The 19,969-nt window shown below is 70.1% G+C and carries 20 protein-coding genes; 9 read left to right on the top strand and 11 right to left on the bottom strand.

Features of this window, described 5'->3' with window-relative positions; translation table 11 throughout:
* Positions 1 to 304: 304 nt before the first annotated feature.
* Positions 305 to 1,363: a LacI family DNA-binding transcriptional regulator gene (locus ACGFW6_RS21055; protein WP_393511815.1), complete on the top strand. Its 1,059-nt coding sequence runs from the start codon at positions 305 to 307 to the stop codon at positions 1,361 to 1,363.
* 198 nt (positions 1,364 to 1,561) lie between these two features.
* Entirely contained in the window at positions 1,562 to 3,097 is a 1,536-nt protein-coding gene (locus ACGFW6_RS21050; protein ID WP_393511812.1) for an NCS1 family nucleobase:cation symporter-1, read from the top strand.
* Between the two features lie 82 nt (positions 3,098 to 3,179).
* Here the strand turns inward: ACGFW6_RS21050 and ACGFW6_RS21045 are convergent, their stop codons facing one another.
* From ACGFW6_RS21045 to ACGFW6_RS21030, 4 genes are all read right to left on the bottom strand, one after another.
* Positions 3,180 to 4,247 carry an MBL fold metallo-hydrolase gene (locus tag ACGFW6_RS21045; protein WP_393511809.1) on the bottom strand — a complete coding sequence of 356 codons (1,068 nt, stop codon included), beginning with the start codon at positions 4,245 to 4,247 and terminating at the stop codon, positions 3,180 to 3,182.
* Positions 4,248 to 4,640: 393 nt separating this feature from the next.
* A complete protein-coding gene (locus ACGFW6_RS21040) occupies positions 4,641 to 5,243 on the bottom strand; it encodes a TetR/AcrR family transcriptional regulator (RefSeq protein ID WP_393511806.1) in 603 nt (200 codons plus the stop codon).
* A 158-nt stretch (positions 5,244 to 5,401) separates the two neighbouring features.
* Positions 5,402 to 6,244: a fumarylacetoacetate hydrolase family protein gene (locus tag ACGFW6_RS21035; RefSeq protein ID WP_393511803.1), complete on the bottom strand. Its 843-nt coding sequence runs from the start codon at positions 6,242 to 6,244 to the stop codon at positions 5,402 to 5,404.
* A 14-nt stretch (positions 6,245 to 6,258) separates the two neighbouring features.
* Complete coding sequence (locus tag ACGFW6_RS21030) at positions 6,259 to 7,401, bottom strand: cupin domain-containing protein (protein WP_393511800.1); 1,143 nt, start codon at positions 7,399 to 7,401, stop codon at positions 6,259 to 6,261.
* A 67-nt stretch (positions 7,402 to 7,468) separates the two neighbouring features.
* Here ACGFW6_RS21030 and ACGFW6_RS21025 point away from each other — a divergent pair, with 67 nt between their 5' ends.
* Together ACGFW6_RS21025 and ACGFW6_RS21020 are read left to right on the top strand one after the other, a co-directional pair.
* Positions 7,469 to 8,239, top strand: coding sequence for an IclR family transcriptional regulator (locus ACGFW6_RS21025; protein WP_393511797.1), 771 nt, complete (start codon positions 7,469 to 7,471; stop codon positions 8,237 to 8,239).
* Positions 8,240 to 8,490: 251 nt separating this feature from the next.
* Entirely contained in the window at positions 8,491 to 9,807 is a 1,317-nt protein-coding gene (locus ACGFW6_RS21020) for a cytochrome P450 (protein WP_393511794.1), read from the top strand.
* A gap of 250 nt (positions 9,808 to 10,057) precedes the next feature.
* On the opposite strand, the gene ACGFW6_RS21015 is transcribed toward ACGFW6_RS21020, so the two are convergent.
* From ACGFW6_RS21015 to ACGFW6_RS21005, 3 genes are all read right to left on the bottom strand, one after another.
* Entirely contained in the window at positions 10,058 to 10,717 is a 660-nt protein-coding gene (locus tag ACGFW6_RS21015) for a substrate-binding domain-containing protein (protein ID WP_393511791.1), read from the bottom strand.
* Positions 10,718 to 10,801: 84 nt separating this feature from the next.
* Entirely contained in the window at positions 10,802 to 10,915 is a 114-nt protein-coding gene (locus ACGFW6_RS21010) for a LacI family DNA-binding transcriptional regulator (protein ID WP_393511788.1), read from the bottom strand.
* 100 nt (positions 10,916 to 11,015) lie between these two features.
* Positions 11,016 to 11,228 carry a hypothetical protein gene (locus tag ACGFW6_RS21005; RefSeq protein WP_393511785.1) on the bottom strand — a complete coding sequence of 71 codons (213 nt, stop codon included), beginning with the start codon at positions 11,226 to 11,228 and terminating at the stop codon, positions 11,016 to 11,018.
* On the opposite strand from ACGFW6_RS21005, the gene ACGFW6_RS21000 reads away from it, so the two are divergent.
* The 3 genes from ACGFW6_RS21000 to ACGFW6_RS20990 all read left to right on the top strand — a co-directional run bounded on the left by ACGFW6_RS21000 (position 11,227) and on the right by ACGFW6_RS20990 (position 13,668).
* Positions 11,227 to 11,463 (top strand): hypothetical protein, encoded by a 237-nt coding sequence (locus ACGFW6_RS21000; RefSeq protein ID WP_393511782.1) that lies wholly within the window; start codon positions 11,227 to 11,229, stop codon positions 11,461 to 11,463. The genes ACGFW6_RS21005 and ACGFW6_RS21000 overlap by 2 nt on opposite strands.
* 168 nt (positions 11,464 to 11,631) lie before the next feature.
* The gene (locus ACGFW6_RS20995; RefSeq protein WP_393511779.1) at positions 11,632 to 12,525 is read left to right on the top strand and encodes a LysR family transcriptional regulator; all 894 of its coding nucleotides are present in this window, start codon (positions 11,632 to 11,634) and stop codon (positions 12,523 to 12,525) included.
* An 81-nt stretch (positions 12,526 to 12,606) separates the two neighbouring features.
* Positions 12,607 to 13,668 carry a tartrate dehydrogenase gene (locus tag ACGFW6_RS20990; protein ID WP_393511776.1) on the top strand — a complete coding sequence of 354 codons (1,062 nt, stop codon included), beginning with the start codon at positions 12,607 to 12,609 and terminating at the stop codon, positions 13,666 to 13,668.
* 8 nt (positions 13,669 to 13,676) lie between these two features.
* Here the strand turns inward: ACGFW6_RS20990 and ACGFW6_RS20985 are convergent, their stop codons facing one another.
* Positions 13,677 to 14,630: a D-2-hydroxyacid dehydrogenase family protein gene (locus ACGFW6_RS20985; protein WP_393511773.1), complete on the bottom strand. Its 954-nt coding sequence runs from the start codon at positions 14,628 to 14,630 to the stop codon at positions 13,677 to 13,679.
* 94 nt (positions 14,631 to 14,724) lie between these two features.
* Here ACGFW6_RS20985 and ACGFW6_RS20980 point away from each other — a divergent pair, with 94 nt between their 5' ends.
* Complete coding sequence (locus ACGFW6_RS20980) at positions 14,725 to 16,464, top strand: pyruvate dehydrogenase (RefSeq protein ID WP_393511770.1); 1,740 nt, start codon at positions 14,725 to 14,727, stop codon at positions 16,462 to 16,464.
* Positions 16,465 to 16,546: 82 nt separating this feature from the next.
* Here the strand turns inward: ACGFW6_RS20980 and ACGFW6_RS20975 are convergent, their stop codons facing one another.
* From ACGFW6_RS20975 to ACGFW6_RS20965, 3 genes are read right to left on the bottom strand one after another with little or no spacing between them, the layout of a single operon-like run.
* A complete protein-coding gene (locus ACGFW6_RS20975) occupies positions 16,547 to 17,233 on the bottom strand; it encodes an NADPH-dependent F420 reductase (protein ID WP_393511767.1) in 687 nt (228 codons plus the stop codon).
* 23 nt (positions 17,234 to 17,256) lie between these two features.
* Positions 17,257 to 18,288 carry an LLM class flavin-dependent oxidoreductase gene (locus ACGFW6_RS20970; protein ID WP_393511764.1) on the bottom strand — a complete coding sequence of 344 codons (1,032 nt, stop codon included), beginning with the start codon at positions 18,286 to 18,288 and terminating at the stop codon, positions 17,257 to 17,259.
* Positions 18,281 to 19,330, bottom strand: coding sequence for an LLM class flavin-dependent oxidoreductase (locus tag ACGFW6_RS20965; RefSeq protein WP_393511761.1), 1,050 nt, complete (start codon positions 19,328 to 19,330; stop codon positions 18,281 to 18,283). The genes ACGFW6_RS20970 and ACGFW6_RS20965 overlap by 8 nt, the downstream gene beginning before the upstream one ends.
* A 107-nt stretch (positions 19,331 to 19,437) precedes the next feature.
* Here ACGFW6_RS20965 and ACGFW6_RS20960 point away from each other — a divergent pair, with 107 nt between their 5' ends.
* Positions 19,438 to 19,911, top strand: coding sequence for a MarR family winged helix-turn-helix transcriptional regulator (locus tag ACGFW6_RS20960; RefSeq protein ID WP_393511758.1), 474 nt, complete (start codon positions 19,438 to 19,440; stop codon positions 19,909 to 19,911).
* The last annotated feature ends 58 nt before the right edge of the window (positions 19,912 to 19,969 follow it).

The following is a 19,969-nucleotide window of genomic DNA, read 5'->3' as shown; positions in this document are numbered from 1 at the left end:
CCGTACAGGAGGCTTTGGGACCGGTCCCAAGACTGGGTCTGGCCCTCTTGACATGTCAAGACATGCGGACGAAACATTTGCGCTGTCACCTCCGCATGGCCGCCCGGGGCGTCGCCGCTCACTCACGGGACGGTGATGACCTGCAGCAACACGGATGCGGCGGATGCGGGGCGTGATGGACGGGCATGTCCGGTTCGGGGGAAGCGCGGCACTCGCATCGCCGGACTGTCGTAGGATCATGGCCATACCAGCTGCTTGGGACCGGTACCAGGGAGCCGTCGAGCGACAAGGAGACACGGCCCGGATGAGTACGAACCCGCGCACTGCGGCCGACGGTCAGCACACGATCCGCAGCGTGGCCGAGTACGCGGGTGTGTCCAAGTCCCTGGTGTCACGCGTGCTGCAGGGCTCGCCGCATGTGCGCCCGGAGAAGCGCAAGGCCGTGGAAGACGCGATCAAGGAACTGGGCTACCGTCCCAACGGCGCGGCGCGGAGCCTCACCGAGCGGCGCACCCGGGCGATCGGCGTGCTGGTCAACGACCTGCGGCAGCCTTGGTTCGTGGACTTCCTCGAAGGCGTCAACACCGCACTCACTGAGAGCGACCTGCACATGTTCGTCGGCGACGGCCGTCTCGACCGGCATGCCGACGAACGGCTGATGCGCGCGTTCATGGAGATGCGCGTCGACGGCCTGATCCTCGCGGGCACCATGCCCGAGTCGACCACCATCACCGAGGCGGCCTCGCGGCTGCCGACCGCCGTGGCCGGCAGCCGGGACTTCAACCTGTCCAACGTCGATGTGATCGCCGAGGACGACGAGCGCGGTGTCGAACTGGCCATGCGGCACTTGTTCGATCTCGGGCACCGCCGCATCGCGCACATCGCCGGTAACCACGCCGCCGTCTTCGGCATCCGCCGCCGCGCCTACGAGACGATCATGCGCCAACACGGCTATGGCGACGAGATCCTCGTCGAGACCTGTGACACTACCGAGGACAGCGGCTACCGCGCCGCTGTCCGCCTGCTCGGCCGCGCCCGTCCACGCCCCACCGCGCTGCTCGTCGCCAACGACCCCGCCTGCGTCGGCGCGTTCTCCGCCGCCGTGGAACTCGGCCTCTCCGTGCCGGGCGACCTCTCCCTCGCCAGCTTCGACAACAGCTTCCTCGCCAAGATCCGGCACCTCTCCCTCACCAGCGTCGACATCGGGGCCCACGAGGTCGGCCGCCGCGTCACCCGCGTCCTGCTCGATCGCATCAACGAACCGGACCGGCGGGCCATCGAGCACTTGGTGACTCCCACGCTGGAGGTGCGGAGCTCGACCGGACCGGCGCCGCGCCCGGATGCCGCGCCCACGGCCGGCTGAGCCTGGATCTCTGCCTTCCGGCAGTCCCCACGGGCGACGCGTGGTCACCCTCAGGTCTCAGAGTGGAAAAAACTTTCCGTTGACGTGTCCGTTACATGTGGGGCATCCAGGTGCAACACCGGGGCTCTTATCTGACACATCAACCATCCGGCGCGACGCCGGAAGGAGATGTCGGGGCCCAGCACTAAGGAGCAACACATGACGGCCACGGACAGCGCGGACGCGGACAGAACCGTCACGCCGCCGGGGTATTCACCCCGTCTGTACAACGAGGACCTCGCTCCCGCGACCGAGCGCAAGTGGGGTGCCTTCAGCATCTTCAACGTCTGGACCTCGGACGTACACAGTCTCTACGGCTACTTCCTCGCCGCCAGCCTGTTCCTCGTCGCGGGCAACACCTTCAAGTTCCTCATCGGCATCGGTGTGGGCTCACTGGTCATCTACTGGCTGATGACCCTCATGGGCAAGGCGGGCGTCAAGACCGGCGTCCCCTACCCCGTCCTGGCCCGTGCCTCGTTCGGCACCTTCGGCGCGAACGTCCCGGCGCTGGCCCGGGCCGTGGTCGCCACCTTCTGGTACGGCGCGCAGACCAGCGCGGCGGCCGGCGCCATCGTCGCCTTCCTCGTCCGCTACGACGGACCCAGGCACCTGCACGAGACCACCCACCTCTTCGACCACAGCGGTCTCGAAGTGCTGTGCTACCTCGGCGTCTGGGCCGCCCAGCTGCTCATCATCAGCAAGGGCATGGAGACGGTCCGCCGGTTCCAGGACTTCGCCGGGCCCGCGGTCTGGCTGATGATGCTGGTGCTGGCGATCGCGCTGTCCGTGAAGGCCGGGGTGCTGTCCTTCTCCGTCGACATGCCGGGCAAGGACCTGGCCGCGCTCGCCAAGACCTCCACCGGGCTCGACGTCAGCCCGGGGTCGTTCGCCGCGATCGCCGCGATCGCCGCCACCTGGGTGACCTACTTCGCGGCCCTGTTCCTCAACTTCGGCGACTTCGCCCGCTTCACCCCCGACGAGAAGACCCTGAAGAAGGGCAACGTCTGGGGTCTGCCCGTCAATCTGATCCTCTTCTCCCTCGTCGCCGCGATCACCACCGCCGCAGCCAGCAAGGTGTACGGGGAGGTCATCCTCGAACCGGCCGAGATATCCGCCAAGTTCGACAGCGCGGCCCTCGTCCTGCTCGCCGCCCTGACCTTCGCCGTGGCGACGCTCGGCATCAACGTCGTCGCCAACTTCGTCAGCCCCGCCTTCGACTTCGCCAACGTGGCACCGAAGTACGTGACCTTCCGGCGCGGCGGTCTCATCGCCGCCGTCATCGCGCTGCTGCTCTACCCGCTGCACCCCTGGGACAACGCCCCCAGCTTCGTCAACGCCATCGGCTCGACGATGGGCCCGCTCTTCGGCGTACTCGTCGTCGACTACTACCTCATCAGGAGGACCCAGCTGAACGTGGAGGCGCTCTACCGGGAGGACGGCGAGTTCCGCTTCCAGGGCGGCTGGAACGTCCGGGCGCTCGTGGCCGCCGCCGTGGGCTCCGTCTTCTCCAGCATCCTTCCGGTGTACGGTCCGTCCGGATACGGGGACAACCTGGGCCCGTACTCCTGGTTCATCGGCGTCGCCGTGGCCGGGGTGGTCTACTTCGCCCTCAGCGGGGCCAGGAGCCCGCTCGTCCCGCGCACCGCCGAGGTTCCGGCCGCGCAGGGGGAGACGGACGCCGCCACGGGATCGTAGACAACCCGGACCGGGACACAACTCGTGGTGCGGGCGCGGCCGGTGGGACACACCGGCCGCGCCTCGCCGTGTCGCCCGCCCGTCAGCAGCCGCAGTCGGCCGCGGCATGGAGGGTGGCGCGGGCCGTGGTTGAGCCGGTGGACTCCTGGTCCAGGAGGATGCGGCCGCGCAGCATGTTCTGCATGACCTTCATGAACAGCTGGGTGCCGGAGGTGCCGATGACGAACGGGTTGTCGGCGCTGTCCGGCGCGCCGCGCAGCTCCTCCATGCGGGCCAGACCGTGGTCGCAGAATCCGTGGTTGCTGAGTTCGACGTCCACCCGGGCCCGCCTCATCCGGGAACCGAAGGTCTGCGCGGATGCCAGATAGGTCTCTTTGTCCGCGGTGGCGGTGGGAGGGTTGGTGCCGCCCCACAGCATCGCCCGGTGCGTCTTGCCCTGCCAGTGGACGGGGAAGATCGGCGAGACGGTGCCGGGTGTGTGCCCCGGGGTGTGGTGGAGCGTGACCGTGGTGTTCCCGAGGGTCAGCCGCTGACCGTCGGCGATGTCCAGGTCGCGGGTGGGCGCGTTGGGCGGCTGGTTGGCGGCGAGGAGGTCCCAGTCGGCCGGGGCCATCATCACCCGCGCGCCGTAGGTGTCGGCGAGATACTGGGCGCCGCCGAAGTGGTCGCCGTGAGCGTGGCAGACGACGACGTACTTGATCGTCGCCGGGTCGAGCCCCAGGGTGCGCAGGCCCGGGACAAGGGTCTGTTCGGCGTCGGTGGGCGACGTCAGGGCGTCGATGAGGATGATGCCGTCCGAGGTGAGGATCGCGGTGGCGGACACCCAGCCGATGCTCAGTACGGCGACGTCGTCGAAGATCTTCAAGGGCTCGGGCGCGGTGGGACGCGGAACGGTGAAGCCGGCGCTGAGCCCGGTGACGAGGTCGGTGAGGATCGGGTTGTCACCGGCCAGTTCGGCGGCCCGGTCGAAGTAGTACTGCGAGGTCCTGCTCGTGGCCGCCGTGGCCCTGGTGGTCTGGCCGGGAAGCAGGACCGTCGCCCCCGCGGTGAGCGCCGCGGCGGTGCCGAGCTGCCAGAAGCGGCGGCGGGTGAGGGGACCGTCGGTCGCGGAGCTGACCGGGCGGGTGGTGTCGGCTTTCGGCTCGTTCACGGCTGCGACTCCTTGCGCGGGGATGGTGGTGCGGGTGGTCGTCCGCGACAGGAGCATGGGTGGGGGACCGCTGGACAGCCAACATCGAGGCCGACAGTGAATGTGGCCTGCTGGTGGTGGATCCGACAGCGCGTCCGTTGGCGATGCGCGTGCGGCTGGTGGCATGCGAACGAGGGCGCGGGCACCGCAGCTCGACCGTGCCTCCTGCGCCATGAGGTGGTCGCCGGCGCCGTTCATGCGCTTGCGCGCGGTCGTGCCGGTGGCGAGCGGATCGGGGCGTGCGTGCTCGGTGCAGGCCTGTGGCGCTCGGATCAGCCAGTGCACAGTGCCGTCGGCCGGTCAAGGCCGGTTGCCTGCCGCCGACCGTTCAGGACCTCGGTTCCGGTTGCGTCCTCAGGGCCGCACAGCGGGACGGAGCAACTGCCGCACCAGGTCCTCCCACGTGGCCTGGAGGCGCGCGACGGGTACGCCGTCCTCTCGATGGAGGTAGCGCACCGTCTCGATGTTCGCGAAGGCGAGCAGGGCGTGGGCGAGCATCTCGTGATCGCCGGGGGCATCCGCTTCGCGGAGGAGCGCTGAGACGTGCCGGTGGAACGCGCGGCCGACGGGAGAAGCGTGGCGGCGGTGGTGGAGGAGTTGGCTTCCCAGCATCGGGCCCAGTTCCGCCTCGGCGGCGACGCGTTCGATGAGGGCACGGCCGAACGCCGCCAGCCGTTCCTCCGCGGTTGCCCCCGGCCCGAGGGGAGGAGGGCCCGAGGCGTACGCCTCCTCGAAGGCGCCCGCGGCGTCGTCGAGGAGGGCGAGGAAGAGGCCGTTGCGGTCGCCGAAGCGGCGGAAGACCGTGCCCTTGCCGACGCCGGCAGCCGCCGCGACCTCGCTCATGGTCACGTGCGCGGCCCCGCGCTCGGCCACCAGCCGGGCCGCCGCGGCGAGCAGCAGGGCCCGGTTGCGGGCGGCGTCGGACCGTTCGCCGACGGCCCGGTCACGGATGCTCATCACTGCTCGCCTCTCTTAGGGGCGGGAGACGGCCGGCCTCCCGTGCTTGGGGGATGGAGACGGCCGCCCCCCCCGCTTGGGGGATGGAGACAGCCGGCCCCCACGCCGCAGCCGTTCGGCTGGACGCGGGGGCCGGCGACACGGGCAGGGGCGAGACGTCACACGTGCTTGACGACCGGATTGGTGCACGCGCCGAGGCCGTCGATCTCGGTCACGACCGTCTCGCCGCCCGACAGGTAGACCTTGGGCTCACGGGCGTGGCCGACCCCGGCCGGGGTGCCGGTGGCGATCAGGTCGCCGGGGCGCAGCGTGATGACCGTCGAGATGTACTTGACCAGGAAGACCGGGTCGAACAGCAGCGTCCCGGTGTTGTCGGACTGCATGACCTGGCCGTCCACCACCGTCCTGACCTGCAGCGCGGGGCGGACGCCGCCGACCTCGTCCGGCGTGACCAGGTAGGGGCCGACCGGCGTGGAGGAGTCCCAGATCTTGCCCTGGGTCCACTCGACGGTACGGAACTGCCAGTCGCGCACCGAGATGTCGTTCATGACCGTGAAGCCGGCGATCGCCGCCTCCGCCTGGGCGTCGTCGGCGCGGCGGACCTCCTGGCCGATGACGACCACGAACTCCACCTCCCAGTCCAGCGCGTCGGTCTCGGCGGGCTTGACGATCGGGTCGTGGGCGCCGATCAGTGTGTCGGCGTACTTGGGGAAGAGCGTCGGGTACGACGGCAGCTCGCGCCCCATCTCCTTGATGTGGTTGGAGTAGTTGTGGCCGACGCAGATGACCTTCGACGGGTTCGGGACGACGGGTGCGAAGTCGGCGCCCTGGACGTCGTACGTGGGGCCCTCGGCCTGTTCCGCCTTGGTGCGCCACGCGGGATCCGCGAGGAAGGTGCCGAGGTCGGCCGCGCCGAGGTCGACGAGCGCGTCGCCGCCGTCGAGGGAGACGAGCTTGACGGCGCGGGTGCCGTCTGCAGTGCGGATGGTCGCGAGCTTCATCGCTGCGGGATTCCTTACCTGTCGAGCTGGGTGCGGTTGAGCCGGAGCGCCTCGAAGACGGGCGCGTCGGAGAAGCGGAAGAGATCGAGGGCCCCCGAGTCGGAATCGGACGGCCCGGCCTGCGACCTCGCGGAGAACGGCTCCCACGAGGGAACGACGAACAGGTCACCCCGGGTGACCGACCAGCTCCGGTCGCCGACGGTGATCACGCCCGAGCCGTCGAACACCTGATAGACGCTGGACCCGGTCTCGCGCAGCGGAGCGGTCTCGGCGCCGCTCGCGATCCGGTGGAACTCGGCCCGGACGGTGGGCAGTACGTCGGTGCCGTCCGCCGGATTGCTGAAGCGAACCGCCGCATGACCGGGCTCCACCGTGCCGGCGTGCCCCGCCTGCTCCAGCGCGAGCTGATCGGCGAGCGCACGGTCGGTGTGTTCCCACTTGTAGGCGAGCAGCGGCGTGCCCGGAGAGCTGTGGCTCACGCCGAGCGGACGCAGGCCCGGGTGGCCCCACAGCCGCTCCGAGCGCGAGTACTCGGGTGTGATCCGCTCGTCCTCGGATATCTCGTCGCGGCCGAACTCGAAGAACTGCGACTCGGTGACGTACTGGAACGGGATGTCGAGGCCGTCGATCCAGGCCATCGGCCGGTCGGAGGCGTTGTGGTGGGCGTGCCAGTTCCAGCCCGCCTGCGGCAGGAAGTCGCCGCGGTTCATCGGCACCGCGTCACCGCCCACGACCGTCCACACGCCGGAGCCCTCGACGACGAAACGGAACGCGTGCTGCGTATGGCGGTGCTCGGGGGCGTCCTCGCCGGGCATCAGGTACTGGATCGCGGCCCACAGCGTGGGCGTCGCGAACGGGCGCCCGCCCAGCGAGGGATTCGCCAGGGCGATCGCCCGGCGCTCCCCGCCCCGCCCGACCGGCACGATGTGCCCGGCACGGTCGGCGAGGCGGACGAGGTTCTCCCACTTCCACCGGTGCGGGACCGCCCGGGAACGCGGGTGGGCCGGCATGAGGTCACCGATCTCGGTCCACAGCGGCACGAGCAGCTCCTGCTCGAAGCCGCGGTAGAGCTCCTCGAGGGCGGGCGTCACCTGAGGCTGGTCCGGAGCGTCGACCGCCCGGAGCTTCACGGGGGTCTCGACGGGTGTCGCGGTCATGGGTGTACGGTGACGGTCCGGGCGGGCGCAGAACAATGGATTCTGCACAGCAGAATGGAGGGCAGTCGTGGACAAGCCGTCCAAGCAGCCCCCGCCGTACGCCGTCACGAGCGTCGACAACGCGCTGCGCATCGCCGCGATGCTCCAGCTCGAGGGGACCCTCACCGTCGCGGAGGTCGCCCGCCGACTGGGCGTGGCCGCCTCCACCGCGCACCGGCTGCTCGCCATGCTCGTCTACCGCGACTTCGCCGTCCAGGACGCCGGCCGGGCCTACCGGGCCGGGCCCGTGCTCGAACTCGCCGCCCACTCCCAGTCGGCCACCTCGAAGCTGCGGGCCGCCTCCCTTCCCCATCTGCGCCGCCTGGTCGATCTGCTCGACGAGTCGGCCAACCTCACCGTCCGCACCGGGGACACGGTGCGCTTCGTCGCCAGCGTCGAGTCGGGCCAGGCGCTCAGGGTCGGCAACCGCGAGGGCATGGTCTTCCCGGCCCACCGCACCACGGCCGGGCTGCTCCTCCTGGCCGAACTGACCCCGGAGCAGCTCGCCGCCCTCTACGACCCGGAGCGGTTCGCCGACCGGCCGGGCGAACTACCGGACCTGACCGCGCTGCGGGCCGACCTGGCCAAGGTGCGCCGCAACGGCTTCGCCTTCAACCGGGAACGCTCCGAACGCGGCGTCGTCGCCATCGGCGTACCCGTGCACACCCCGAACGGCGAGGTCTCCGCCGGCATCGCCGTTTCGATGCCCAGCGTCCGCTACGACAAGGAGCAACTGCCGCGTCTGGTCGCCCTCCTGAGATCGACGGCCGCGGACATCGAGCACGACCTCATGCCCTAGGGGCGGTACGACGCGGAGGCCGACCGGACGCCTGGAGGGCCACCCCGTCGCGCCGTTCCGCCCACCAGAATCTGGGCGCGCGTTGTTCTGTGAGTGGAGTCACCGTCCGTAGCGTGGGCGTGGACCCCCTGAACCGACCCACGAGACCGCTCGTCGAAGAGAGCGCCGAGAGGCCACGCCTCGCCCGCCCGGACACCGGAGCGCGAGTCGTCGCGCGCAGCCTCGACGGGCGGCGATCGCTTGGAGGCGCGTTGCATCCCCACACGCAGGCCGATGAACGCCCTGACGCGACCAGCGTCGCCACCCCCCGGACCGGCGAGCCGCCCGCCGGACGCGAGCACGACGAGATCGACCTCTCCACACTTGACTTCTGGGCCAAACCCGCCGCCGCCCGCGAGGCCGACTTCGCCGAACTGCGTGCGAAGCGACCCGTCTCCTGGCACCGGCCCGCGGAGAGCACGATGCCGCAGCCCCCGGACGCCCCCGGCTTCTGGGCCGTCGTGCGTCACGCCGACATCGTCGAGGTCAGCCGCCGCAACGACGTGTTCGTCTCCGGCAACGGCGTCCTGTTCGAGGTCTTCCCCCAGGACGTGATGGAACGTGCCCTGTCCTTCCTCGTCATGGACCCACCCCGCCACACCCGGCTGCGCAGGCTGGTCAGCGCAGCGTTCACGCCGAAGGAGGTGAACCGGCTCCAGGACCAGATCAAGGCGAACGCCAAGCGGATCGTCGAGCAGCTCGCGGAAGCCGGCAGCGGTGCCGACTTCGTCCACGCGTGCGCGGCCAAGCTGCCCGTCCTCACCCTCGGCGACATGCTCGGCATCGCCGACGAAGACCGCGAACACGTCGCGAACGCGGCGGAGTCGCTCCTCAGCGCCGCCGACCCCGTCTTCCTCGCCGGACGGCCGCGCCGGGAGGTGACCGACGCCGCCCATCAGTACCTGCACGGCATCGCGGTCAAGATGGCCGAGGAACGCCGCAGTTCACCCCAGGACGACCTAATGACCAACCTGGTCCGGGCCGAGATCGACGGTGAGAAGCTGAGCAACGCCGACATCGCCTCGTTCTTCGTCCTGCTCTCCGTGGCCGGTACCGACACCACTCGGCAGACCACCACCCACGGCCTCAAGGCCCTGACCGACCACCCGGAGCAACGGGCCTGGCTCATGGCGGACTTCGACGGCCGTATCAACGGTGCCGTCGAGGAGTTCGTCCGCTGGGCCACCGTCATCAAGACCTTCGCCCGCACCGCCGTCACCGACTACGAGCTGGGCGGCCGGCACATCTCCGCCGGCGACAAGGTCGTCATGTTCTACACCTCGGGAAACCGCGACACCGACGTCTTCGCCGACCCCACGGCCTTCGAACTCGGCCGCGACCCCAACCCGCACCTCGGATTCGGCGGCGGGGGAGCGCACTACTGTCTTGGCAACCAGGTCGCCAAGGCCCAACTGCGCGCCGTGTTCCACGAACTCCTGACGCGGATCCCCGACATCCGCGCCGGCGAACCGGAGTTGCTCACCAGCAATTTCGTGCACGCCGTGCGCACCATGCCCTGCTATTTCTGAACTTGTTCGAGCGTGGCCGTCTCGTGGCACCTTCCCCTCAGTCGGTGGAACCGCGTGGGCAACAGCCATGCGGTATGGGCCTAACCGGGTCGCGGTCACGCCTCCGGGGCCGGGGGGTGCCGTCGTGGCGCGGAGGATGAGCTTCGTGGGCAGGCGGATGTCGTCGGTGGGCAGGGCTGGTGCGCGATGAGGGACATCAGGGCACGGGTGCCTGCCCGGCCCACGTCGTACATCGGCTGGCGCACGGTCGTCAGCGGCGGGGTGCTGGTCGCGGCCTGCGGGAGTCGTCGAAGCCGACGAGCGACAGGTCCTCGGGCACGGACAGCCCGAGGGCCCGGGCCGCGTCGAGGACGCCCCTGGCGACCAGGTCCGCGCCGGTCACGATGGCGGTGGGCCGCTGTGCGGTCTGCAATCGCGTGGCCGCCTGGACGCCGCCCTGGTAGTTGAAGTTGGACGAGGCGACCAGGGCGGGATCGGGCTCGATGCCGGCCAGACGCAGGGCGTCGGCGTAACCCCGGTAGCGCACCTCGGTGCTCTCGTGGTCGTCCTCGCCGCGGGTGTAGGCGATGCGCCGGTGGCCGGCCTCGATCAGGTGCTGGGTGCCGGCCCGTACACCGTCGTAGTTGTCGACCGACACCCTGGGCAGGTCCACGCCGAGGCGGCGCGGGTCGACGACCACGACCGGCAGGTCACCCTGCTGGATCTCCCGGACGGTGTCCGGTTCGAGGACGGGAGCGATGAGCAGCAGCCCGTCGATGAGACCGCCGGCGAAGGAGGCGATGCGCTCGCGCTCACGGATGGCGTCGAGGGAGGCGTTCAGCAGGAGTTCGCGTTCGTCGGCGGAGACCTCCTCGGCGATGCCCCGCACGATCTCGAAGCTGTACTCCCCCGTGAGATCCAGTGTGAGCACCCCGATCCGGCAGGTGCCGCCGCGCCTGCCGTTACGGCCTCCGGGCGGGGTGTAGCCGAGTCGGTTCGCGACCTCCAGGACCCGCTACCGGGTCGACTCGGACGCTCCGGGGCGTTCGTCGAGGACGTTGGAGACGGTCATGGCGGACGCACCCGCATCGGCGGCGATCTGCGCGATCGTGATTCTTGGGGTGGGCATGACCATCGTCCGACTCGGGCGTCTTCGGCGCCTGAGTGTTTCGTCCGCCCCGGATCGCTCCGGGGCGCGACGGGATTCCGCTTGTCGTCGGGGTTCCGGGTCATTGGAGCAGGGGCAGGTCGACGGTGGCGACGGCGTGCGGCGGAAGCAGCACGTGCAGCACGCCGTTCGCGATCCGTACGTCGTCGAGCGGCCGGGGACGTACGGCGTGCGGGGCCTGCGGGGTGCTGGGCGTCGACTCCGCCGGAGCGGCCGTAGGCAGGGGCAATCTGCGCAACAACCTCGCCTGCACCGGCACGTTGACGTCCAACATGAGCGGCACCGACGCCTCGTGCAACTCCTGGAACCTGGGCATCACCCTGTCCGACGCCCAGTTCCAAGGCGTGTCGACGTCCGGCTGGGACGCGGCCCGCCAGGCCGACGGCAGCCTGCCCGCGCTGCCCCACCTACGCCTCGCGGCGAGCAGCACGCTGATCAACAAGGGGGTGAATGTCGGCCTGCCCTATCTGGGGTCCGCGCCGGACCTCGGTGCCTTCGAGGCCTCCTGAGGCGCGCGACGGCGAGCGGCGTCCCTGACGAGCAGCCCACAGCCCCCGGCGACCGACGCCGGGGCCTGTGCCGTCCCGCGCAGAAATACATGCGCAGGATCTCCGCAGGTGGACGTCGACTCGCCGAGCGATGAAGCCGACTGGTCGTCCGGAGGTGAGAATGAGGGCATGGACATCCGGCAGCTGGACTGCTTCCTCGCGATCGTCGACCACGGCGGTTTCAACCGCGCGGCCTCAGCGCTGTACGTCTCGCAGCCGGCGCTGTCGCAGACGGTGCGGTCGCTGGAGCGCGACCTGGGGGCCGAGCTCTTCCACCGGATCGGAAAAAGGGTCGTGCTGACCGAGGCGGGAACCGCGCTGATCGACCCCGCCCGTGCGGCCGTACGCGGCATGGAGACCGCGCGGGCCAGCGTCGAAGCCGTCCAGGAACTGCGCACCGGCCGGCTCGACATCGCCGCGATGCCGTCCCCGGCCGTCGAACCGTTGGCCGCGATGGTCCACGACTTCCACCAGCGCCATCCCGGCGTACAGGTGCGCGTCCGTGCCGCCTTCACACCGCGGGACGTCATCGGCATGGTGCGTACAGGTACGGGTGAGCTGGGGCTGCTGACGACTCCCGGCCCGCTGCCGGAGAAAGAAGGGGTCGTCTCCCATTCCCTCGGCGTGCAGCGGCTCGTCCTGCTGGCCCCGCCTGACGGGCCGTTCCCGGCGGGCCGGCCGGTGGCCGCCGAGGAGCTGGCGGGGCAGCGCCTGATCACCGTCCAGCGGGGCACGGCCGCGCGTGCCTACACGGACGAACTGCGCGAGCGCGGCGTGGAGTTCACCGTCGCCGTCGAGACCGAGCACCGGGTGTCGGTGCTGCCGCTGGTGCTGGCGGGCGTGGGGCTCGCCGTAGTGACGGACTCCTGGCGCGGGACGGCGCGGCGGGCGGGCGCGACGGTGCTCGACCTGGAGCCCGACCCCGTGCTGCACATCGGCCTGATCAGCCGCAAGGGGCAGCTGTCCCCAGCGGCCCGGGCCTTCCAGGAAGGTGCCCTCACCCAGCAGCACCGTCCCGGGTAGTCCCCTTATCGGCCGGGCTTATAAGGCCCATCGGGATCGCGTCTTGGACGGGTCGCCCGGTCCGCTGCTGCAATCGACGGCATGACCAGCCACGATCACCACATCGCCCTCATCCCCGGAGACGGCATCGGCGTCGAGGTTGTCCCGCCCGCCCGGCGGGTCCTGGACGCCGTCGGCCGTCGCCACGGGATCACCTTCTCCTACACCGCCTACGACTGGTCCTGCGAGCGCTATCTGCGAGAGGGTGCCATGATGCCCGAGGACGGCCTGGACCAGCTTCGCGACAAGGACGCCGTCCTGCTCGGCGCGGTGGGGTATCCCGGGGTTCCCGACCACGTCTCGCTGTGGGGCCTGCTGATCCCGATCCGCCGCCACTTCCGCCAGTATGTCAACCTGCGGCCGGTGCGGGTCTTCGAGGGTGTGGACAGCCCGCTGCGGGCCGCCGCCGCGGGCGAGGTCGACCTGGTCGTCGTACGGGAGAACGTGGAAGGCGAGTACAGCGAGATCGGCGGTCGGCTGAACCAGGGAACGCCGGAGGAACTGGCAGTCCAGGAAGCCGTGTTCACGCGCGCCGGGGTCACTCGGATCGTGGACTACGCCTTCTCGCTCGCCGCCCGCCGCAGCAGCAGGCTCACCTCGGCGACCAAGTCCAACGGCATCATCCACACCATGCCGTTCTGGGACGAGCTGGTCGCCGAGCGGGCCGCCGGACATCCCGGCGTCACCTGGGATCAGGAGCACATCGACGCGCTGGCCGCCAAGTTCGTGCTCGACCCCGCCCGCTTCGACGTGGTGGTGGCCTCCAACCTCTTCGGTGACATCCTCAGTGACCTCGCGGCCGCCGTGGCCGGCTCGATCGGCATCGCCGCTTCCGCGAGCCTCAACCCCGAGCGCGCGTTTCCGTCGATGTTCGAGCCGGTGCACGGCTCAGCCCCCGACATCGCGGGCCGGGGCATCGCCAACCCGCTGGGCGCGATCGGCTCGGCGGCCCTGATGCTCGACCACCTCGGCCACCCCGAGGCCGCCAAGGACATCGACGACGCCATCGCCGCCGTGCTGACCAAGTCGGACGTCCGCACCCGCGACCTGGGCGGTACGGCGACCACCGAGGAGTTCACCGAGAAGCTGCTCGAACTCCTATGATCCTTCGGTCACTTGAGGACGCGGATCGGTTCGCCGGCGATGAAGGCGGCGATGTTCTCGACGGCGTGCTGGTAGAAGACCTGGTAGTTGCCTTCGGTCACGTATCCGATGTGCGGGGTGACGAGGACGTTGTCCAGGCTCCGCAGGACGTGATCCCGGGGGAGGGGTTCGGTGTCGAAGACGTCGAGGGCCGCCCCGCCGATCTTCCGTTGCCGCAGGGCGCGCACCAGGGCGTCCTCGTCGACGAGGGGACCCCGGGAGGTGTTGACCAGCAGGGCCGTCGGCTTCATCGAGTCGAGTTCGGCCGCGCCGACGATGCCCCGGCTGCGCTCGCTGAGCACCATGTGGACGGAGAGCACGTCGGACCGGGTGAACAGGTCCGACTTGGTCACCGCGGTCACGCCGTGCTCGGCCGCCTTCTCGGCGGTGAGGTTCTGGCTCCAGGCGATGGTCTCCATGCCGAACGCCTGGCCCACCTTGGCCACCCGGGAGCCGAGCCTGCCGAGACCCAGCAGGCCGAGCGTCTTGCCTGCCAGCATGGTGCCCACGCCGAGCTGCCAGCCGCCCTCGCGGACGTTCCGCGTCTCGGCAGGCAGGTTCCTGACCGCGGCGAGGATCAGTGCCCAGGTCAGCTCGGACGTGGCGGCAGCGTCGGGGTAGCCGGTGCGGCAGACCACGACGCCCTGGGCGGTGGCGGCCGGGATGTCGATGGAGGCGTTGACCGGGCCGGTGGTGACGAGCAGCTTGAGGCGCGTGAGCCGATGCAGCACCTCGGCGGGGAAAGGGGTGCGCTCCCGCATCGCCACGACCACGTCGAAGTCCGCCAGCTGGGAGACGACCGTGTCCGTGTCGGGGAAGGCCCCGTGGAAAACCTCGATCCGGGCCTTGAGGGAGTCCCAGTCGGCGTACTTCCGCGCCACGTGCTGGTAGTCGTCGAGGACCGCGATACGCAGATCGTTCATTTTCGCTTCCCGTTCATGGTAGATGCATCAACTATATTCGTGGGGTCAAGCGACACCGATCCGGGCTCGCGGGCCCGAGGGGAGATATCCGGCGATGCGGAATACGACCGTGGCCCAGCAGCTGGTGGACATCCTGCGCCAGGCGGGTGTGGAGCGGATCTACGGGGTGGTGGGTGACAGCCTGAACTCGGTGGTGGACGCGGTGCGCCGCACCGACGGCATCGAGTGGGTGCACGTACGCAATGAGGAGGCGGCTGCCCTAGCCGCTGCGGCGGAGGCCCAGCTCACCGGCAAGCTCGCGGTGTGCGCGGGCAGCTGCGGCCCCGGCAACACTCACCTCATCCAGGGTTTGTATGACGCGCAGCGCTCCGGCGCGCCCGTGCTGGCCATCGCCTCGCACATTCCGTCCCGTCAGATCGGCACCGGCTTCTTCCAGGAGACGCATCCCGAGCGGCTGTTCACCGAGTGCAGCGACTACTGCGAGATGATCGGCACTCCCGAGCAGATGCCGCGGGTGGCGCGGATCGCGGTGCAGCGTGCGCTGGGCAACAGCGCGGTGTCGGTGCTGGTCATACCCGGCGATGTCGCGCATGCCGAGGCGACTCACCCGACCGGCACCAGTGACCTGGTCACCGAGCGCGGCCGGGTGGTCCCGCCGCAGGCCCAGGTGCGGGCGCTGGCCGAGAAGCTCAACGCGGCACGGAAGGTGATGCTGTTCGCCGGCGCGGGAGTGCGGGACGCGCATGCCGAGGTGATGGCGCTGGCGGAGAAGACGGCTGCTCCGGTGGGGCATTCGCTGCGCGGCAAGGAGTGGATCCAGTTCGACAACCCCTACGACGTCGGCATGAGCGGACTGCTCGGCTACGGCGCCTGCTACGAGGCGATGCACGACGCGGACCTGGTCGTCCTGCTGGGCACGGACTTCCCGTACAACGACTTCCTGCCGCAGGCGCGGACCGTGCAGATCGATCACGAGGTGGGGCACCTGGGCCGGCGCACCGTGCTGGAGCTGGGGGTGCACGGTGATGTGCGGGAGACGCTGCGGGCGGTGCTGCCGCTGGTGGAGGTGAAGCGGGACCGGGACTATCTGGACCGGATGCTGCGCAAGCACGCCAGGTCCCTGGAGACGGTGGTGGAGGCGTACACGCGTGACGTGGCACGGCATGTGCCGATCCATCCCGAGTACGTGGCCTCGGTCCTGGACGAACTCGCCGCCGACGACGCGGTGTTCACGGTGGACACCGGGATGTCGAATGTGTGGGCGGCGCGCTATGTGACGCCCAACGGGCGGCGGCGGGTGATCGGTTCGTTCCTGCACGGCACGATGGCGAACGCGCTGCCGCACGCCGTCGGCGCACAGTTCGCCTACCCCGGCCGCCAGGTGATCTCGATGTCCGGTGACGGGGGTCTGGGCATGCTGATGGGCGAGCTGCTCACCGTGAAGCTGCATGATCTGCCGGTGAAGACGGTCGTGTTCAACAACTCCTCGCTCGGCATGGTGAAGCTGGAGATGCTGGTCGAGGGACTGCCCGAGTACGAGACCGATCACGGGCCGGTGGACTACGCGGCGATCGCCCGTGGCGCGGGGATCGAGGCGATCCGTATCGAGCGGCCCGAGGATGTCGTCGAGGGCCTGAAGCAGGCGCTCGCGCATGACGGGCCGGTCCTGGTCGATGTGGTGACCGACCCGAACGCCTTGTCGATCCCGCCGCACATCACGGCCGCCCAGGTCAAGGGCTTCGCGTTCGCGGCGGGCCGGACCGTGCTCGACGGCGGTGTCGGCAAGATGCTCGACCTGGCCCGCGCCAACCTCCGCAACATCCCCCGCCCCTGACACCCGTCCGTGACGGCGGCGTCCCCCAAGGCCTCCAAGACCCCCAAAGGCCCAAGGTTTCCAAGGAGGACGCCGCCCGCGTCTATGCGAGGGGTTCAGCAGCCCGGGCCGCGCCGACGACGCGCCCGCGCTCCGAGTCGGGGAAGCGGGTGAGCATCGCACGCAACTCCTCGGCCTCGACGTTGGCCCCGAAGGGCTCCGTGCCCGGTTCGAGCCGTACGCCGGCGGCGAGGGGGCCCGCCACGACGGGTTCGAAGCCGAGGTCGTCGACGAGGCGGGAGACGGTCATCAGGTCGTCCGGGTCGTCACCGGCGATGGCGATCGCCTTGCGGCCCCGGACTCCCGCGGGCCGGGCCCCGTCCTCGAGGTCGTGGTAGCCCATGTGGTTGAAGGCCTTCACCACGCGTGCGCCCGGCAAGAAGGCCTGCACGGTCTCGCTGGAGGAGGTGCGCGGGTCGGTGAGGTCCTCGCGGATGCCGTCGACCTCCCACCAGTAGTTCATGGCGTCGATGACGAGCTTGCCCTCCAGCGCCGCGACCGGCACATTGCGGTGCTTGCCGAGCGGGAGGGCCAGGATGACGATGTCCGCCTTGGCCGCGGCCTCGTGCGGCGTGACGGGTTCGGCGCCGGGGGTGAGGACCTCGATGGTGAGGGCGATCTTCTCCGGGTCGCCCGATCCGGCGATGAGCACGCGGTGGCCGGCCGCCAGGGCGAGGCGCGCCAGTACGGTGCCGACCTTGCCCGCACCCAGGATGCCGATGGTGTCCATGTCCTTTGTCTCCGTTCGCGGTGTCAGTCGGCGAGCAGGTCGCGGACCATCGGGATGACCTTGGTGCCGTACAGCTCCACGGTGCGCAGGCGCGCGTCGGCCGGCTGGGCCCCGGTGGTGTAGATGAGGTCGAACCGGCCGACGCCCAGGGCCTTGACGGCGGCGGCCATCTTGCGGGCGACGGTCTCGGGCGAGCCGACGTAGAGGGAGCCGTGGGCGATCTCGGCGTCGTACTCCTCCTTGCGGACCGGCGGCCAGCCGCGCAGCGCGCCGATGCGGTCCCGGAGGATCTTGTAGTGCGGCCAGTGCAGCTCTCGGGCCTCCTCGTCGGTGTCGGCGATGAAGCCGGGGGAGTGCATGCCGACCGGGTGGGTGGTGGTGCCGAACTTGTCGGTGGCGCGCTGATAGAGGTCGATGTACGGGGCGAAACGCTCGGGGCTGCCGCCGATGATGGCGATCATCAGCGGGAAGCCGTAGTGCGCGGTGCGGATGACGGACTGGGGGGAGCCGCCGACGCCGACCCAGGTGCTCAGGTGCCCGGACTCGGTCTTGGGGAAGACATCGGCGTCCTGCAGGGCGGCCCGCTTGGTGCCGCTCCAGGTGACGGGCTTCTCCTTGAGCAGTTCGGCGAAGAGCTGGATCTTCTCCTCGAACAGTTCGTCGTAGTCGGCGAGGTCGTACCCGAAGAGGGGGAAGGACTCGGTGAAGGAGCCGCGGCCGAGGATGATCTCCGCCCGGCCGTTCGACAGCGCGTCCACGGTCGAGAACCGCTGGAAGACGCGGACCGGGTCGTCCGAGCTGAGCACGGTCACGCCGGAGGACAGGCGGATGCGCTCAGTACGGGTGGCGATGCCGGCCAGCACGGTCTCGGGGGAGGAGATCGCGAACTCGGGGCGGTGGTGCTCGCCGAGGGCGATGACGTCGACGCCGACCTGCTCCGCGAGAACGGCCTCGTCGACGACCTGCCGGATGGCCTGGGCGTCGGAGACCGGCTTGCCGGAGGCGTTCTGCGGAACGTCGCCGAACGTGTCCAGACCGAAGACGAGATCAGACATGGGTGGGCTCCTTCGTGAGCAGTTCCTTCACCCGCGGGGCGACTTCGTTGCCGAGCAGCTCGATGGAGCGGGTGCGGGCTTCGCGCGGGAGGTTCATGAGGTCGTACTTGAGGTCGAAGCGGCTGAGGCGCAGGTCGCGGGCCATCGTGGCGATCTTCCGGGCGACGGTCTCGGGCGAGCCGACGAAGAGCGCGCCGGTGTCGACCTCCGCCAGATAGCGCTCGCGGGTCGGGGCGTAGAAGCCGCGCTCCTCGGCGAGGGCGACGACGACCGGCTGCCAGTACTGCCACCAGGTCTCGACCGCTTCCTCGTCGGTGTCGGCGATCAGCCCCAGCGAGTGCTGGGCGACCGGCTGCGCGGCGAACCCGTGCTGGGCGAGCGAGCGGTGGTAGAGCTCGACGTGACCGGCGAAGCGCTGCGGGCGGCCACCGATGATGGCCATCATCAGCGGCAGGTTGTAGCGGGCCGCGCGAAGTACGGAGCCTGGGCTGCCGCCGATGCCGATCCAGGTGGGGATGCCACCGGGCGGCATCCTGGGATGGAGCCGCTGCTCGACGAGGGGCGGTCGGAACTTTCCCGACCAGCTCACCTTCTCCTCGCGCTGGAGCCGCATGAACAGGTCGAGCTTCTCCTCGAACAGCTCCTCGTACTGCGCGAGGTCGTAGCCGAACAGCGGGAACGACTCGGTGGCGGAGGCCCGTCCCAGGACGAGCTGGGCGCGGCCGTTCGAGACGGCGTCCAGGGTGGAGAACTCGTGGTAGAGGCGTACGGGATCGTTGGTGCTGAGCACGGTCACCGAGGTGCCGAGCCGGATGCGCTCCGTCGCGGTGGCGATCGCCGCGAGCAGCACCGGGGTGGCGCTGTCGGTGTGACCGGCGCGGTAGTGCTCGCCGAGGCTGAAGACGTCCAGCCCTACGGCCTCGGCCAGCTGTGCCTCCTCGATGAGCAGCCGAACGGTCTCGGCGTCGCTCAGTGTGCGGCCTTCGTCGGTCGCCACCTCTCCGAACGAGTTGAGCCCGAGCTCGAACTCCGTGGCGGTCATGGACTCCTCCTGCTGCTGCACTCCCCGGACGCATCCGGCATCCGGCTTGTTGACATGTCAATCATTACTCAACATAATTGATGTGTCAACCAAGGAGGGTGGATGCCATGACAGAGCGACGAAGGGCGCTCCCGACCGCCGAGGAGCTGCGGATCTGGCGGGACTTCATCGAGGCGACGGAAGTGCTGCGTGCCGAACTCGCGGCTCGCCTGCACAGCGAGTCGTCGCTGTCGCCCGGGGACTACGCGGTGCTCCTCGCCTTGAGCGAAGCGGACGGCCACCGGCTGCGCCCCTCCGGGCTGGCGGCCTGCATCGGATGGCAGCGCAGCCGCCTCTCCCATCAGGTCGGGCGCATGGAACGGCGTGGACTCCTCCGGCGGGAGGGTTTCGCAGCCGACAGCCGAGGTGCGGAAGTGGTGTTCACGGACGCGGGAGCGGAAGCCTTCCGGCGCGCCTCCCTGCCGCATCTACGCGATGTCCGTGAGCTGTTCGTCCGCCCCCTCGGGCCGGACGAGCTCGCCGCGGCCGAACGGATCGCGACTGCGCTGAGGAAGGGCCTGACGGCAGGGGTCGATGCCTGAGTGCCTGCCGTGGCGTCGGGCGGTCGTTGTGTTGATCCGTTCGATCTTCGTGACATGA

Source organism: Streptomyces sp. Y7, assembly GCF_043195415.1.
GTDB lineage: Bacteria > Actinomycetota > Actinomycetes > Streptomycetales > Streptomycetaceae > Streptomyces.
Note: the sequence above shows the minus strand (reverse complement) of the source record. Positions and strands in the feature narration are given on the sequence as shown.